Here is a 16,623-nt window from a genome sequence, read left to right as displayed (position 1 = left end):
AAACCGCCATCAACTAGGGCGGTTTTTTATTAACACTGTTTTCATTAACGTTATTGATAGCTATTCTGGCAAAGTCACGTCCACGATTTTCCAAGTGGTGAAGCCTTGTCGCGCCATCTCAATCGTTACCGGATAGCCTTTGACCACGCCGCTGATGGTAAAGCAATTGATGCCGCAGTAGTTAAGCTTGGGCTTGTCCGCTTCAGGCGCAGTTTTGGCAGTTTCAATGCGCTGAGCTTGGTTGTTCATCACCAAATTAACCTGCTTTTTAACGACCGCATCGATGTCGCCGCGCTCAATAATCATATCGCGGATGAGCGTTTTTAAATTAATTTGGTTACTGGCAATTGCCCAAGCTGCCGCAAGCTCTTTGGTGGCATTGTTAGCTTGACCTTGGGTGGTAATGAGCTTTTCAACATTTTGCGCGGTAATGGCATCATCAACGGCGTTGTCAATAAAGCCATTTGCTGCTTCCATAAGTGGCGCGCCGCCAAGCTCCACCACCGCCGGATACTGCTTGATGGTAACGGCAAATTTGTCTTTTAACTGCGATTTGACGCTTGGCTTGAGCGTTTCATAATCAATGGCAGCGGCAATAAGCGCACCATTTTTATCCTCAAAAGCAGTTTTGAGCTGATAAGCGCGGTAATAGGGGGATGCAGCAAAAATAGCGACCATAATAACAATCACCAAAAGCAGCAGCGAGGTCAGCTTTTTCATAACATCATATCCTTTATTTTACCTGCCACGCTTGTTTATGACGCAAAAAACTGCTTAATAAGGCAAAGCTGGCAGGAGCTAAATCTTATCACGACTGCCAAAAAATCGATATAACAGAAATGCGCTAATGATAGGGATAAAAACAATAGCGTCGTTTTTAGGAGCAAAGCCTTGCTTAGCTTTATTGATTTGCAAACTAAAAATATCTGGCAATCAGGTCTTGATAATTACGGCGCTCATCACCATTAACAGCGCAAACTTTTACTAATTCACTAGTATTTATTGACTGGTTTGAGATTAAAGCCGTTTTTGCCATTAAGCTTGCCGATCATCGTGATGATAACTTTCATTTCGTTTCACGTGAAACTTTTTAAAGTTAACATAGAGGGCTTTGAATGAAGCAAGCGCAATTTGATTGCAGGCAAGACGGCTTCGATGACAAGAGGAGAGGCCATGAGTAAGCGCGATTTTTATGAAGTGTTGGGGGTCAGCAAAACGGCGGATACCAAAGAAATCAAGCGGGCTTATCGCAAACTTGCGATGAAATATCACCCTGATCGCAACTCTGATGACCCTGATGCCGAAGAAAAATTTAAAGAAGCGTCGCTTGCTTATGAGGTATTGAGCGATGATGATAAGCGCTCAGCTTATGACCGGATGGGTCATGCGGCATTTGAAAATGGCATGGGCGGTGGCGGCTTTGGGGGCAGCGGCTTTCAAGATATTTTTGGCGACTTGTTTGGGCATTTTGGCGGCAACTTTCAAGACATTTTTGGTCAAGGTCGCAGCAATTCATCACGACCGCGCCGTGGCTCGGATTTGCGCTATATTTTAGAATTAACGCTTGAAGAAGCGGTTCGCGGTTGCCAAAAAGAGATCACCTTTACCGCGCCTGCGCCTTGCGGCACTTGTGATGGCACGGGCGCTAAAGACCCCTCCGACGTGGTCACTTGTCAAACTTGTCACGGCTACGGTCAAGTTCGAATGCAACAAGGCTTTTTTGCCGTTCAGCAAACGTGCCCCCATTGTGGTGGTAGCGGTAAACAAATCAAAAACCCATGCCCAGACTGCCAAGGCAGCGGCGTCAAAGAAAAAACTAAAACCCTTGAGGTCACCATTCCAGCAGGCGTTGATGATGGCGATCGCATCCGATTGGCAGGTGAGGGCGAAGCCAGTGGCGCCGGAACCCAAAACGGCGACTTGTACGTTGAAGTTCGCATCAAGCCGCACGAGGTATTTAAACGTCGCGGCGCCGATCTATATATGGACGTTCCGGTGAGCATTACGGACGCAGCGCTTGGCAACGACGTTGAAATCCCAACGCTTGATGGCAAAATTAAAATCAAAATTGCTGAAGGCACACAAAGCGGTAAGCAGCTTCGAATTAGAAGTAAAGGCGTCACGCCAGTGAAAACCACTATGAAAGGCGATCTGATTTGCCGAATCATTGTGGAGACACCTGTGAATTTAAACCAAGAGCAAATTGAGCTGCTTCGCAAGTTCCAAGAAACGCTTGATGGCGACAGTCATCATCAGCAGTCACCACATAAAAAATCCTTTTTTAAAAAAATCGGTGAATTGTTTGATTAATTTTTAAATCAAAATTGCTATCGCTGACTCAAAAGTTTCACGTGGAACTTTTGGGTTTTTTATTGCCAGTTTTATAAGGCGATCAGCTTGGACAAATTAATCCGCGCCACGTTTCATGCTATGATGACCGCATTTAAAAATTATTTTATAAAGGATGTTTTGTCATGACGACCACGGACTTGAACCATACGGACTCACAAAAACCACTGGCTATCGGCATTATGGGCGCAACCGGACGAATGGGGCGGATGCTGATTGAAGCCGTGGTTGACCATCCTGATTGCCAATTAAAGGCAGCAATTGCGCGCGCAGGATCAAGCCTGATTGGTAGTGATGCCGGTGAAGTTGCAGGAATTGGCAAGAAAAATATGGCTATCGTTGATGACTTAGCAACCGTCATTAAAGATATTGACGTACTGATTGACTTTAGCTTGCCCGATGCCACGGAAAAAACCATGCAACTTTGCGCCAGTCATGGCGTTGCGATGGTGATCGGGACGACCGGATTGAATGATGAGCAAGAGAAAATTTTAAACGATGCCAGCCGCCAAATCCCTATCGTTTACGCCGGAAACTATTCAACGGGCGTCAATTTATCGCTTAAACTGCTTGAGATTGCTGCCAAAGCTTTTGGCGATACTGCCGACGTTGAAGTCATTGAAGCGCACCATAAACACAAAATCGATGCGCCTTCAGGAACCGCGTTTATGATGGCAGATGCGGTGGCAAATGCTCGCGGTCAACACTTAAAAGACGTTGCCGTTTATGGTCGCGAAGGTCAAACTGGCGCGCGTAAGCAAGGCAGTATTGGTATTCACGCCGTTCGCGGTGGTGAGATCATTGGCGATCATACCGTGATGTTTATTGCCGATGGTGAAATAGTCGAAATCACTCACAAAGCACGCTCGCGGATGACCTTTGCCGCAGGAGCGGTTCGCGCCGCCGTTTGGCTTATCGATCAAAAAGCAGGTCGCTATGACATGAAGGACGTTTTGGGATTAAACGACTCCCAATAACAAGGCAATTCGGCAATGGATAGAATGGGTGGTCGCGATGAGATTGATAAAAAAATTGACCTGCCGAAGGTTGATGCTTGGGATAAGTGTTAGCGCGGCGGCTTTGCCACTATCAACGCAAGCAGCAATCTCGCAAACCTTTGTCATTGAAAGTTATGGCGGCGCCGCACTTATTGCCCCCGTTCAGCAATTGCTCAATCAAAGCCCCGAGGGTGGTCGCGTGACAAGCTATCAAGATAAGCTGATCGTCACCACCACCAGTCAAAATTATCAAGCGGTGAAAAATTTACTTTCACAAATTGACCAACAGCCCAAACCAGTGGTCATTAATGTCCGCGTTGGTGGGGACAAAAGCCAATTTGGGCAAATTAATCAAGGTCAAGTGATTATCAATCAGCGCGGGATTTATGCTCAAGGCGGCGCTTATCAGCAAGCAAGCCAATCGCAGTCTAGCCAGTCCTATCAAGTGCAAACCTTATCCGGATATCCGGCAAGTATCAGCACAGCAACGCTACTTGCCCTCTCGCCGCAGATCAACCGGCAGCCGATTTTTGGTCAAATTATCATTAATCAAATCGGTTTGATTTCAGCGGCACAAGGCATTAACGTGACCCCAAGGTTACTTGCCAATGATCAAATTGAAGTCAAGCTTCAACAAAAAAATGACAACGTGGTTCAAGGATCAAGCTTAAATTCGCCCGTCATTAATCAGCAATCATCAGCAACCACACTTGTTGTTTCACGTGGAACTTGGCAAAAAATTGGAGATATTCATCAACGCCAAAATCTAACCCAATCAACATTTGGCAAAACTGGTCAATTCTCACAAACTATGGGCATACCGATTTGGCTGATGGTGCAATAGTTTGTTTGCTGAATTAATCCGCAAAAAAAAGCGCTGAGATAACCAGCGCTTTTTTATTTTCAACTGCTTATTTGACCAAAGATTTAATCAATATAAACCACATCCAGCGGCGGGAAGCCGTTAAATTCAACCGACGAGTAAGAGTTGGTATAAGCGCCCGTAGTCAGCCAATATATTTTATCACCAATTTCAAGCTCTTCTGGCAACTGATAGCCAGCTTCTTCGTACATGATGTCGGTTGAGTCACAAGTCGGTCCCGCCAAAACCACCGTGCCCTCGCTGGTTGAGGTTTCCATTTTTGGGGTATAAACCGGATATTTAATCGCCTCGCCAAGCGTTTCGATCAACCCTTGAAACAATCCGACATCGGTATACACCCAGCGCGTCAAATCAGTATCTGATTTTCGAGAAATGAGCACCACATCACTCACCAAAACGCCTGAGCCGCCAACGAGCGAGCGCCCCGGCTCAAGGATAATGTCCGGCATTTCCTCATCGCTATAATCATCGGTCAAATAGCTTTTGATTTCTTCAGCGTAAACCTGAATGGGATTAACTTCGCTAATATAATTGGTCGGAAATCCGCCGCCCAAATTGATCATGCGAAGCTTAATGCCTTCCTCATTGAGCATCCAATCAAACATATATTTAACTTTAGCCAAAGCATCATCCCAAGCCGCCACATCTTTTTGCTGGCTTCCCACGTGAAACGAGATGCCATACGGGTCAAGACCAAGCGCTTTGGCTTGAATCAATAGATCAATTGCCATATTGGGATGGCAGCCAAATTTGCGTGACAGTGGCCATTCGGCAGTTTCTGAACCTTGAACCAAAATTCGCACAAAAATTTTGGAGCCCGGTGCAAATTTAGCAATATTTTTTAAATCGGCTTCGGAGTCAGTAGCAAACAAGCGAACGCCTTTATCAAAGGCATATTTGACATGATCTGCTTTTTTGATCGTATTGCCGTAAGAAATCCGCGAGCCATCAACGCCGCAATCAAGAACGCGATCAAGCTCATAAATGGAGGCGCAGTCAAAGTTTGATCCCAAATCCGCCAATAAATTAATCACCTCAACGGCAGGGCTTGCCTTCATGGCGTAATGAATTTTTGCCGTTGGGAACAGCTCAACCATTTCATGATATTTGGTTTTGATCCGGCTTAAATCCACCACCAAAAATGGCGTGGCACGACCTTCCGCAGCTTGGGTAAATTTTTGCCAGCTTACAGAATCAAAGTATTGTTCAATTTTAATCATCGTTATCAAAACCTTTGAACGTGGGGTGAAAAAAAAGGGTTAACATCAAAAAAATGTGAGCTTAAGCGGTTGCAAAGTAATGGCAATTAAGAGGCGCTAACCGGAACGTGACTGGCTTTTTCACGCGCCTTAATGACTTTTTTTACCTTATCGCGCGCTCGCGACTGCTTAAGCCGCGATAAGTAATCCACAAAAATAACCCCATTTAAATGATCCATTTCGTGCTGAATACAAACGGCGAGCAGACCTGTCGCTTCAATATCAAGCGCTTCACCATTTTCATCAAGCGCTTCGATGCGCACCTTGGTTGGTCGCTCCACATTATCATAAACGTCTGGAACGGACAGACAGCCTTCTTCATAGGGCTGTTTTTCATCGACCAGCGGCGTGACTTTAGGGTTGATAAATACCATCGGCGTGTTTTTATCTTCAGACAAATCCATGACGATCACCTGAACGTGATGATCCACTTGCGTGGCAGCAAGACCAATACCTTGAGCGTCGTACATGGTCGCTAACATGTCTTTAATGAGCGTTTTTATGGTCTCATCAACCACTTTGACAGGCGCTGCGATCGTCCGCAAGCGCGGATCCGGATAGCTTAAAATAGGAAGTAAGGTCATACCGCATCCCTTTTGATCAGTAATCAGAAAAAATTGAGCGTTATTATAAAAGATTTGCGGTCAAAAGTAATGATTATCAAGGTTTTAATAAAAAAGTGAGGCTAAAATTTTTTATCAAAACCGCAACTAAACTGTTTTTACTCAGACAACGGACATAAAAAAGATCTGAACAGATCAGACCTTTTTTATTATAGTACTTTATCAAAGCCGGTTAAGCTTAAACGCGGCGTTTGCTCATCACAAATTCATAGATGAATAGTAAGATAATTGCGCCGATTACTGAAAAAATCAGCCCAGTAAAGCCGCCATCGGCATTGATACCAATCATGCTGGCAATAAAGCCACCAATCATCGCCCCAACGATACCAAGGACAATAGTCATAATCCAGCCCATTGGATCACTTCCTGGTTTAATGGCTCGTGCTAGAAGTCCCGCTACCAGTCCCACGATAATCATCCAAATAAATCCCATCATCTTTCTCCTAAAATTTTTATTAATTTCTAATTTTTAAAGGCTATAACCGCGGAAGTTGCCGCTTAACTTATTGTGATTTGATAAAGCTATTGTAAAAGCAATAGGCGTCAAAAAATAATCAAGAAGTGTTAGCTGTGTATGGGCTGTGTGAGAAAAAAACCCAAATTGCTACCGCGTGAATAGGTTCGGTAAAGGATCGGTTAATAAGGTAGTTACTTGGAAAACGTCATCAAAAATAGAAAGGTTTTAGCGAAAATCGAAGCAAAAAAAGCGCCAAACTTAAGCGATTGGCGCTTTGTAATAAAACTAAAATAGTGGTGAAAGAAAGCCAGAATAGTAAGGTTTATTAAGGGTTTATTGCGATTAAGATTGTTCAGTAGTAGCAAGATTTTTGAGTAAGCGCTGATGAATGCCTTCAAAGCCGCCATTTGACATGATGATAATGGCATCCCCTGATTGGGCATTTTGAGCGAGATGATCAATGATGGCGTCGGTTGAGTTGAGCACCTGCTGATCATTAGCCACCTTTGCGCTCAAAATCGCGTCTTTTAGTCCCCACTCAAGCCCCGCAGGCTCAAACCAAAGTGCCGTATCAGCAAGATTTGCCGACGCCGCAAGCTCATTTTGGTGAATGCCCATTTTCATGGTATTGCTTCTTGGCTCAATGATCGCCCAAATTTTGCGACCTGAAAGTTTCTTTTTAGCGCCATCTAAGGTGGTCAAAATCGCCGTTGGATGGTGGGCAAAATCATCAAACACTAAGATGTCATTAACTGTGCCGATGTGTTCCATCCGCCGCTTGATTCCGGCAAAATTGCTCAGCGCTGCGCAAGCTTTTTCAACACTCACGCCCACGTGAAACGCAGCAGCAATTGCCACCAAAGCATTGTTCACGTTGTGAAGTCCGCTCATGCCCCAATCGACGCGACCTTCAAGATTTTTGGCACCGGTTTTGTCTTGAGTTTCTGTGTTGCCGTTAAATTTAACCAAAAACTGGCTGCCATCTTCGCTCAGCAATTGCGCTTGCCAATCGCTGTCATAAACCCTTTGATCATCGTTTTGCTTAGTTGTATTTACAGATTGATTGGTAACTTGCGTTCGCCAAACTGGTGTCCAAACGCCTTTAGCTAAGGTGTCCTCAAGGCTTGGGGTTTGGCTTGGCATAATAATTTGACCGTGACTTGGGATCATTCGGATCATATGGTGAAACTGAGTTTGAATCGCGTTTAGGTCGGCAAAAATATCGGCGTGGTCAAATTCTAAGTTGTTTAAAATGGCGGTTTTGGGGCGATAATGAACGAACTTTGAGCGCTTATCAAAAAACGCCGAATCATACTCATCGGCTTCAATAACAAAATAACCTAGAGCATCCGAATCACCAGTTGCGCCTAAATGGCTGCTATGAGCAAAGGCATTTTGTAAGCGCTCATCCTCTGTATTAACGAGCGGAACGCCACCAATTAAAAATCCGGTATCAATCCCTGCAAATTGTAAAATCCAAGCCAGCATCGTGGTGGTCGTGGTTTTGCCATGCGTTCCGGCAACCGCCAAAACATGGCGCGATTGCAAAACCGCTTCGGACAAAAATTGCGGTCCTGAGGTATAACGAATGTTAGAATTGAGCAAATATTCAATCACTGTCATCCCGCGCTTCATTGCGTTGCCAACCACCACCAAATCAGGGGCGGGCGTTAAATGCTCAACCAAATAGCCCTCAAGAATTGATACGCCCGCTTTTTCAAGCTGGGTGGACATCGGCGGATAAACATTGGCGTCCGATCCCGTCACCGTGTGCCCCAAGCTTCGCGCAAGCAGCGCCAATGACCCCATAAATGTCCCACAAATTCCCAAGATATGAATGTGCATCAATTGCGCTCGCTGTTGTTAAAATGGCTTAAAAAGGTTTGAATCATTGTAAAGTAAAGCAGAAAACTTCGCCAATAACAATCCTTATCAGATTTTGATCGCCCATAAAAAAAGCCTACGAGGTAGGCAAAATGGAGTAAGAATTGTTATAACAATCAAAAATTAAAGGGGCATATAAAAGCTATTTTCTAGAAAGCATGTAATCCGGATTGGGCTGTTTGTCATCACCCATCATCACCAAATGATTGTCCTGAATCTCAAAGGACTCAACGGATTTGTCTTCATAAGCAATAATGATCTTATTGTTGTCTTGCTGATAAACGCCGGACTCAGATAACGGCGGGGTGGGCGTTTCTGGCGCTTCAAAAACACTGGTTTTAATCACCGAACCATCAGAAAATAAATTGAGCGTCACCATTGTGCCTTCACAAAAGGAGCACGGTAGCATCCCTTCATAATCACCAATTAAGGTAGCATGTAAAGACGCGTCGCTGCGGTTGTCGCGAGTTGCCATATTTTGCGCAGGATTGTCATCTGTTTTAGCGGCGGCTAATAAAGATTGACCATGATTTTCAGGTTCAGCTGCGATTTCGGTATCGCGAGAAGCTTTGGCATTTGCTTGATTTGGCTGATCGCCCAGCGCTGAGGATGAAGCTGTCTCTGCTGCCGCTTCATCCATTGGCGCATCAATCATAGAAAATGTCGCCGACTGGCTGTCGCAACCGGACAGTAAAGCCGCTCCGAGCAATAAACTGGCAAGCGTTATGTGCTGGCGCTTGTTAACTGCTTGCTTAAACTTTACCGGCATTTTGGCGCTGGCTGAGGATAACCAAGCTAAACTCTGATCATTTTTTATCATACCAATAATAACTGTTAGCAGACCTTAACATTTAACTTAACACCTTATCTTTTACATTCAAATTGTCTTTCACCAAGTTGTTTTACACAATCAAGATAAGCTAAATGGCGTCTTTTAAAAAAGAAGGCTTACTAAATTACTGATAAAAATGCCAGCGTTTGGCATAATTTTAGTCCAAAACCTAATAAGCGTGATATCCGCCTAAGATAACAAAGTTAACTTTTACTAATGTAAGCGTTTGTTATATTCTAGAAGCATTTTGCAAGTAAGTAATGAATACAAAGTCAGCTTTTTTAGTTGGTTATTTAGCTACTAAGATTTTGATAATCAGCTACTAATGATTTCAATTAGCTTTTTGTCTTAATCATTCGCCAAAATAACAAGACGTGAATGATGAGCAAGATTAAAAAGAAAATAATGGCTTGTTCAGGGATGCTCAATCCCAAAAACCGCCATTCAACCAAGGCGCACTCGCCTGATCCGGACAAGACCTCATGAAACACTTGCTGCATCGGCAAGGTATCTAGCCAATAATCAAGACCAGGACCACAAGAGGGCACTTGATCGGCAGGCAAGTGTTGAATCCAAACGTGACGCGCCGCAACGCCGATTGACCATAAAATTCCGGCAAGACTGCCAAGCCAAAGCAGCAATTTTGCCACCAGTGATTTTGGGTTCACAATCGCAGCAATAAGCGCAAAGCCACCCATCACCATCAATCCTACGCGCTGAAAAATGCACAGCGGGCAAGGGGAGAAGCCCATATATCGCTGTAAAAATAACAACGCAAATGCCATGCCAAGGACAGCGGCGGCAACCAGTAGCCAGTTTAAATTGCGATAGCTCAATCGTGACATTTAAAATCTCATGGTAACGTTTTGTTGATTTGATCTATGTGTTAATTCAGCGGTACTGCTGCAAAAAAGTATTAAAGTCCACGGTGTCATTCGCTTCAATTTCTGCTTGCTGAAGCCTAGATTTTTCAGCCAAAACTTCATATTTGGCTTGATCTTTTGGGCTTAACGTTTGTTTTAATAGGCTTTGTTTATGAAGCTTAGCAAGCGTTGCCCCAAGCTGCCAAAGGCTTCCTAAGCGCTCACTGTCCGCGCTGACTTGCGCTGAGATGGTCGAGTCGCTGTGACCGGCTTTACCTTGCATTAAGGCAATGGCAGTTCGGTAATCGTTGCCGCCGTGATGCTCATCAAGCAGCGCCGCTAACGGCTGCATTTGGTTTAAATGCTCAAGCATCCAGTCTTTAAGTAACACTTCAGCGCTGCCGGATAAGACTTGTAAGCCCTCAAGGCGACCTTGGTTTACCACGCGCTCAACATTTAGCGCAAGCTCTTCTTCTTCATCAGGCAGCAGCAGCGGAGATTCTGCAAGCAGACAGTAAAGCGCCATCACTTCTAAAAAACAAGCGCTGGATAAGCGGATGCCAACATCGCTATAAGGGTCTAAATCAATAGCTCGAAACTCAACATAAGCAATCCCACGCTGCGCCAATGCCTCAGTTGGCGTCTCGCCACTTTGGGCGATTTGTTTTGGGCGAATGGGACTATAAAACTCATTTTCAATTTGCAAAATATGGTCGTTAATTTGGATCGGCTCGCCGCGATCATCCTCAAGCCCAAGCGCTTTAAAGCGCTCATGTGGCGTTTGAATGGCTCGGCGAAGTCCCGCTACGTATTCTGGCAAATGGTTGTAGCGGATATCAAGCGATTCTTGAACGCTGTTGGTGTAGCCAAGCTTTCCCATCCGCAGGCTGGTGGCAAACGGCTTATAATAAGTGCTCTCGTTTAACGGCTCTAAATTGTGGGCTCGACCTTCAATAAAGCTTGCGCAAACGCTTGGACTTGCCCCAAGTAAATATAAAATCAAACTTGTTAAGCGCTTAAAGTTGCGAATGAGTCCCAAATATTTATCATTTTTAAAATCAGCAAGCAACTCATGATCTTGGCTATATTGAGCGTCCTTTTGCTGCTCTTCTGCCAACCAGCGCTCAAATAACTCATCGCCAAAAGACAAATTGTAATGCAATCCTGCAATGGCTTGCATTCGTCTGCCGTAGCGAATCCCAAGACCGCTTCGATAAAGCGTTTTTAGCCGACCTGAATTTGACGTGCCATAATCGGCAAGCGGAATGTCCTCATCCTGAGCCGATGTCATACACGGCATGGACAGCGGCCACATCAGCTCATCTTCAGGAAGCGCTTGATAAACCAAAACATGAAGCTGACGCAGCATGGCAAGGGTATCTTTAGGCGTGCTTTTAGGCTCAGTGATTAATTCAAGCAAGTTTTCAGAATAATCGGTCGTGATAAACGGATGAGTTAACTTTGAGCCCAATTTTTCAGGGTGAAAGGTTTTTGCCAAATGACCATCGGTCAACACTCGAAGCCCTTCTTTTTCAATGCCGCGCAGCATTCCGGCTAAATGGTCAGGTTCAATCCAGTTCGGGGGGGTAAAATTGGCAAAATTTGCGACAAGATCACTCATAATTGGCTTCTGTTCATTATTATTTATTGTCAAGCTTGAGGTATCAAAGCTTAAATGAAATCGGTAATATGGGGTTAAATCAGCTTAAAAATTCAAACAATGGGTTAAGTTTATCCCAAAGCTTATCGAAACACCACGCGCGATTACAAATTGCGTAACCTTTACTTGGGCTGACTTAGCTTAGATGAATAGCGACTTATAAGGTCGCATTTTGATTGAGATTAAATAATAAAACCATCAAAAAAGCACCTACCATGAGGGTAGATGCTTATGATAAAAAATAATATAGAATGAAGGTTTAAAGCAAAGCAGGAGCGATTAAGAAAAATCAAGCTCAGTTTCAAAGCTTTTAAGGTTGTGGCGCGCCATGGCAAGGTTTGATTTTTGGCGATCCAAAATAAGGTACAAAAATAAGTTGTGGTTGCGAACGAGTGGACGCAGTAAGTGGTACTGCTTGCTCAAAGTGATCAAAATATCTTCGATGTTTTCATCAAGACCAAGGGCGTCAGCAACTTTGCGTTTGGCGCGGATCACTTCGGTATTTCCCGCTGCGGCAAGCTCTAAATCAATGCCGGTGCCAAGCGTTGCTAAAGCCAGTCCTGATTCGCTGTCAACTAAAGCTGCGGCAACAAAGCCGTCGATTTCATTTAAAGGGTCAAGCGATAATTTTGCCATATAAAGGTATCCTTTAGAATAATAATGTAGTGATAAAAAAGGGATCGCAACGAGCAAGATAATAGTTGATTACCATCATCACCAAAACTGCTAACGGCACTAATTGGCAAAAAATGAGCAAATAACAGATTATCATTTCAGTGGCGAGGCTGGGCGGCGATCATTAATAAACATCAAAGCTTATCGCTTAACTTGCTAAATTAATAAAACGCCTCAATCCCAGTCGATATTTAATCACAACTTAAGAATTAAACAAGCCCCAACCCGATTAGCTGAGGTTTTTATTGTGTAACTGGCAAAAATGGCAATTTTTAATGATAAGTTAAATAGAAAACGATGAGCCGCAGCCACAAGTGGTGGTGGCGTTCGGATTTTGAACGATAAAGCGCGCGCCCTCTAAACCTTCAACGTAATCGACGGTTGAGCCTTGCAAATATTGATAGCTTAATGAGTCAACGACAAGCGTTACATCGCCATTTTGAAAATCGGCGTCGTCTTCATCAGTCTCAGTGGCAAAGTTAAAACCATAAGAAAAGCCCGAGCAGCCGCCGCCAGTGACATAAACGCGAAGCATCAAGTTGTCATCGCCTTCTTCTTCGCGAAGACGGCGCACTTTTTGCGCAGCGCTGTTGGTCAAATTAAGAGCGGTTGGGTCAAGCTGATCATTAGGGTTAAATACGGCGGCTTGTACGGACATGGTTACCTCATAATAGCAATAAGGCAGAGCATAACTGCCTGATGGTCAATCGTTAGTATAGCATAATTGGGGCGGCTTTTATTTTGTCAAGTGGCTGATTGTTCGATTGCCTAATAGCAACGCGTTTGAAATAATAGCGCCTAATAAGGTTGAAATCCGTCAATTTTTAGGGGTTTTGACCGTCACTTTTTAAAAGATGAAGCTATGATTGAATTTAAAGAAGTTGCCGTTCGCCGTGATGGCAGGGTGTTGTTTAGTGGCGCCAATTTTCAGCTGCACCCCAACCAAAAAATTGGCTTGACTGGCAATAATGGCACGGGAAAATCCACGCTGTTTGCGCTGATTTTGACCCAGATGCAAGCGCTTGGCAATGTTGACGGTCAAAGTGATGAGGTCAGCGTGGATAGCGGCAGCGTTGGCATTCCTGATAGTTGGCAAGTCGCGCACATGGCGCAGGAAGTGGCAGCAAGTGATCAATCTGCCATTAATTATGTACTAAGCGGCGATGAAGAATGGTTTAGTTTAAATGAAAAGCTCAATCATATTGAAGCGCTCAGCGATGATGAGATTGCTCAGTTGCATCAGCGCTTTGATGAGATTGATGGTTATAAAACGCCGACCAAAGCCGCACAAATTATGTCAGGGCTTGGTTTTTTAAACCATCAGCATGATCTGCCTGTTTCAGGATTTTCAGGTGGCTGGCGGATGCGGCTAAATTTGGCTAAAACTTTGATGAGCCGCGCCGATTTACTTTTGCTTGATGAGCCGACCAACCATTTGGATTTGGACGCGATTTTGTGGCTTGAAACTTGGATTAACCAGTTTAGCGGTTTAATTATTGTCATTTCTCACGACCAAGCGTTTCTTGACACCACTGTGAACAACATCCTTCACGTGGAACAGCAAAAAATCACTCTGTATTCAGGGAATTATCAGCAGTTTATCCGAACCCGAAGCGAGCGCTTGGCTCAGCAGCAGCAAGCCTTTGAAAAGCAGCAAGCCACTCGCACGCATTTGGACGACTTTATCCGCCGATTTCGCGCCAAAGCCAGTAAGGCAAAGCAAGCGCAAAGCCGGATTAAGCAGCTTGAGCGCATGAGCGAGCTGACGCCGGTTATGGCGGACAATCCGTTTAGCTTTCAGTTTTATGCGCCTACCCACATGAGCTCGCCCTTGATTGTCATGAGTGACGCTAGCATTGGCTATGATCATGTACCGATGCTTAACCGCGTGAATTTGCAAGTCACGCCGGATTCTCGGATTGGGCTTTTGGGAATTAACGGCGCAGGAAAATCGACGCTGATAAAAGCTTTAGTTGGCGAGTTGCCGCTGATATCGGGGCAATATCGGGTTTCTGATACGCTAAAGCTTGGCTATTTTAATCAGCATCAAATGGACAGCCTTAATGAAAACGCCACGCCAATGCAAATGCTGCGCCGTTTGGCAGGGCTAACCTCGGACGCAGATTTGCGATCGTTTTTGGGCAGTTTTGATTTTCGCGGCGATCGCATTGATACCCAAAGTAAGCTGTTTTCAGGCGGCGAGCGGGCGCGATTAACCCTCGCGCTGATTGTTTGGCAGCGACCCAACGTTTTGGTTCTTGATGAGCCAACCAACCATTTAGACTTGCAAATGCGCCAAGCGCTCACCTTTGCCTTGCAAAGCTTTGAGGGCGCGGTCGTTTTGGTATCGCATGACCGCGAGCTTGTGGCGAACGTTTGCGATGAATTGTACCTCGTTCATGATGGCGCGGTTGATGAATTTGACGGCGACATTCACGATTATGGTAAATGGATCAGCGAGAATAAAAAACAAGCTTCACGTGAAACAAAGCAAAAACTGCCTCTTGAATCGGCGCAAAATAACCTCACTAACTTAAAAGATGCTAACAAATCGTCACTAAATTGCTCATCAAGCTTGAGCGCTCAAACGTTACAATCAAACGGTTCGGCGCCTCAAATCAGCAGCGCTCGTCAAACCAACAATGAAAATAAAGAGAGCACAGGCGGCGAAAAGCTCAGTAAAGATGCCCAGCGAAAGCTTGCCGCCGAGCAGCGCAAATTGACCGCGCCCATTCGCCGACGCATTGAAATTGCAGAAACAGCTTTGGTCGAATTAGAAAATAAACTTGCCGCTATGGACGAAGCGTTGAGCGACACTGAGCTTTATAATGATGAGCGCAAAAGTGAGCTGTTAACGCTGCTTGATAAACAAGCCAATTTACAATCCGAGCAGCTATCGCAAGAAGAAGCCTTGCTTTGTGCCATGAGTGAACTTGAAGATATGGAAGCCCGATTTTGATGGGCTAGTTTTAAAGTGACAGTTTTTCATAAAAACTATCTTTAGTAATGACGATATTGGCAAATTTTAGCTAAGAAAATAAATAAAAACGGCGGTAATTTTATAAAAGGAATAATAATATGGCTGAAAAAAACTATTACGATATTTTAGGGGTCAGTAAAGACGCCTCGGACAGTGACATCAAAAAAAAATACCGCAAGCTGGTTCGCCAATATCACCCTGATGTCAGTGATGCGCCCAATGCTGATGCCAAAATCGCTGAAATTAACAACGCTTATGAAACCTTGCGCGATAAAGACAAGCGCGCCGAATACGATGCTATGCTTGCCAATCCGTTTGCAGGTCAAGGCGGATCAGGATTCGGCGGCGGTTTTGGTGGCAACGCGGGCGGCTTTCGCTGGGAGGACATCAAAGACCAATTTGGGGATGGGGGCAGCTTCAATGGTGGCGCGGGCGCAGGTGGCTTTCGCTTCGATGATATTTTTTCCGCCTTTGGTGGCGGCGCTCGCGGTCGGCAGTCGCAGGGCGGATTTGAGGGCTTTGGCGGCTTTAATCAAAACCAGCAAGGTCAAGACCAACATGCCGAAATCAGCGTCGATTTAGCCTCGGTTTATACCGGCGACGATTACAGCATCAAGCTGAACGTCCCAACCCGTAACGCCGTGGGACAAGTTGATTATGAAAATAAAACCCTAAAAATTAAAATCCCTAAAGGTATCACCGAAGGTAAGCAAATCCGTCTGTCCGGTCAAGGCGCGGCAGGAAGTGGCGGCGGTAAAAATGGCGATTTATTTTTAAAAGTGAAAATTACTCATCCAAGCAATATCCGGCTTGAGGGCGCAAATGTTTACCAAAACGTCAATATTACCCCTTGGGAAGCTGCGCTTGGCGATAAAATCAACATTACCACACCTGCCGGAACGCTTGGTGTCAGTATCCCAAAAAACAGCAAATCTGGTAGCAACTTGCGCTTAAAAGGCAAAGGCATTCCGGCAAAACAAGCGGGCGATTTATTTTTAACCTTGAATATCGTCAACCCAGAAGTGAAAACCAATGATGAGCGCGCGGCTTTTGAGCAGTTAAAGCAAGCTTTTAGCGGTATTAACATAACGCGCTAAATTAAGATGTTAAAATTTAGATAAATTTTCAAAAAAATCAATAATTTGCCTGCTAATATATTA

General features: G+C 44.7%; 15 protein-coding genes. 5 read left to right on the top strand and 10 right to left on the bottom strand.

Annotation, left to right across the window (positions count from 1 at the left end; all coding sequences use genetic code 11):
• Positions 1 to 60: 60 nt before the first annotated feature.
• On the bottom strand, positions 61 to 720 hold the full coding sequence (locus HF322_RS07200) for a DUF2939 domain-containing protein (RefSeq protein WP_169392728.1): 660 nt from the start codon (positions 718 to 720) through the stop codon (positions 61 to 63).
• A 453-nt stretch (positions 721 to 1,173) separates the two neighbouring features.
• On the opposite strand from HF322_RS07200, the gene dnaJ reads away from it, so the two are divergent.
• The 3 genes from dnaJ to HF322_RS07185 all read left to right on the top strand — a co-directional run bounded on the left by dnaJ (position 1,174) and on the right by HF322_RS07185 (position 4,191).
• On the top strand, positions 1,174 to 2,310 hold the full coding sequence (gene dnaJ, locus HF322_RS07195; RefSeq protein ID WP_169392727.1) for a molecular chaperone DnaJ: 1,137 nt from the start codon (positions 1,174 to 1,176) through the stop codon (positions 2,308 to 2,310).
• A 164-nt stretch (positions 2,311 to 2,474) separates the two neighbouring features.
• Positions 2,475 to 3,326 carry a 4-hydroxy-tetrahydrodipicolinate reductase gene (gene dapB, locus HF322_RS07190; protein ID WP_223193215.1) on the top strand — a complete coding sequence of 284 codons (852 nt, stop codon included), beginning with the start codon at positions 2,475 to 2,477 and terminating at the stop codon, positions 3,324 to 3,326.
• Positions 3,327 to 3,363: 37 nt separating this feature from the next.
• Positions 3,364 to 4,191 carry a hypothetical protein gene (locus HF322_RS07185; RefSeq protein ID WP_169392726.1) on the top strand — a complete coding sequence of 276 codons (828 nt, stop codon included), beginning with the start codon at positions 3,364 to 3,366 and terminating at the stop codon, positions 4,189 to 4,191.
• Between the two features lie 83 nt (positions 4,192 to 4,274).
• On the opposite strand, the gene HF322_RS07180 is transcribed toward HF322_RS07185, so the two are convergent.
• From HF322_RS07180 to erpA, 9 genes are all read right to left on the bottom strand, one after another.
• Positions 4,275 to 5,450 (bottom strand): type III PLP-dependent enzyme, encoded by a 1,176-nt coding sequence (locus HF322_RS07180; protein WP_169392725.1) that lies wholly within the window; start codon positions 5,448 to 5,450, stop codon positions 4,275 to 4,277.
• A gap of 86 nt (positions 5,451 to 5,536) precedes the next feature.
• On the bottom strand, positions 5,537 to 6,073 hold the full coding sequence (gene def, locus HF322_RS07175) for a peptide deformylase (protein ID WP_169392724.1): 537 nt from the start codon (positions 6,071 to 6,073) through the stop codon (positions 5,537 to 5,539).
• 217 nt (positions 6,074 to 6,290) lie between these two features.
• Complete coding sequence (locus tag HF322_RS07170) at positions 6,291 to 6,545, bottom strand: GlsB/YeaQ/YmgE family stress response membrane protein (protein WP_169392723.1); 255 nt, start codon at positions 6,543 to 6,545, stop codon at positions 6,291 to 6,293.
• A 366-nt stretch (positions 6,546 to 6,911) separates the two neighbouring features.
• A complete protein-coding gene (gene mpl / locus HF322_RS07165; RefSeq protein ID WP_169392722.1) occupies positions 6,912 to 8,414 on the bottom strand; it encodes a UDP-N-acetylmuramate:L-alanyl-gamma-D-glutamyl-meso-diaminopimelate ligase in 1,503 nt (500 codons plus the stop codon).
• Between the two features lie 181 nt (positions 8,415 to 8,595).
• Positions 8,596 to 9,222: a copper resistance protein NlpE N-terminal domain-containing protein gene (locus tag HF322_RS07160; protein ID WP_169392721.1), complete on the bottom strand. Its 627-nt coding sequence runs from the start codon at positions 9,220 to 9,222 to the stop codon at positions 8,596 to 8,598.
• 398 nt (positions 9,223 to 9,620) lie between these two features.
• On the bottom strand, positions 9,621 to 10,130 hold the full coding sequence (locus tag HF322_RS07155) for a disulfide bond formation protein B (RefSeq protein WP_169392720.1): 510 nt from the start codon (positions 10,128 to 10,130) through the stop codon (positions 9,621 to 9,623).
• A gap of 46 nt (positions 10,131 to 10,176) precedes the next feature.
• The gene (gene gshA, locus HF322_RS07150; protein WP_169392719.1) at positions 10,177 to 11,769 is read right to left on the bottom strand and encodes a glutamate--cysteine ligase; all 1,593 of its coding nucleotides are present in this window, start codon (positions 11,767 to 11,769) and stop codon (positions 10,177 to 10,179) included.
• A gap of 318 nt (positions 11,770 to 12,087) precedes the next feature.
• On the bottom strand, positions 12,088 to 12,444 hold the full coding sequence (locus tag HF322_RS07145) for a roadblock/LC7 domain-containing protein (RefSeq protein WP_169392718.1): 357 nt from the start codon (positions 12,442 to 12,444) through the stop codon (positions 12,088 to 12,090).
• A 322-nt stretch (positions 12,445 to 12,766) separates the two neighbouring features.
• Positions 12,767 to 13,141 carry an iron-sulfur cluster insertion protein ErpA gene (gene erpA / locus HF322_RS07140; protein ID WP_169392717.1) on the bottom strand — a complete coding sequence of 125 codons (375 nt, stop codon included), beginning with the start codon at positions 13,139 to 13,141 and terminating at the stop codon, positions 12,767 to 12,769.
• Positions 13,142 to 13,345: 204 nt separating this feature from the next.
• Between erpA and HF322_RS07135 the strand changes: the two genes are divergently transcribed.
• Positions 13,346 to 15,442 carry an ABC-F family ATP-binding cassette domain-containing protein gene (locus tag HF322_RS07135; RefSeq protein WP_169392716.1) on the top strand — a complete coding sequence of 699 codons (2,097 nt, stop codon included), beginning with the start codon at positions 13,346 to 13,348 and terminating at the stop codon, positions 15,440 to 15,442.
• A gap of 119 nt (positions 15,443 to 15,561) precedes the next feature.
• A complete protein-coding gene (locus HF322_RS07130; RefSeq protein ID WP_169392715.1) occupies positions 15,562 to 16,560 on the top strand; it encodes a DnaJ C-terminal domain-containing protein in 999 nt (332 codons plus the stop codon).
• Positions 16,561 to 16,623: the final 63 nt, after the last annotated feature.

Origin of the sequence: Psychrobacter sp. MF31, assembly GCF_012847335.1 — a bacterium.
Classification (GTDB): domain Bacteria; phylum Pseudomonadota; class Gammaproteobacteria; order Pseudomonadales; family Moraxellaceae; genus Psychrobacter.
Note: the sequence above shows the minus strand (reverse complement) of the source record. Positions and strands in the feature narration are given on the sequence as shown.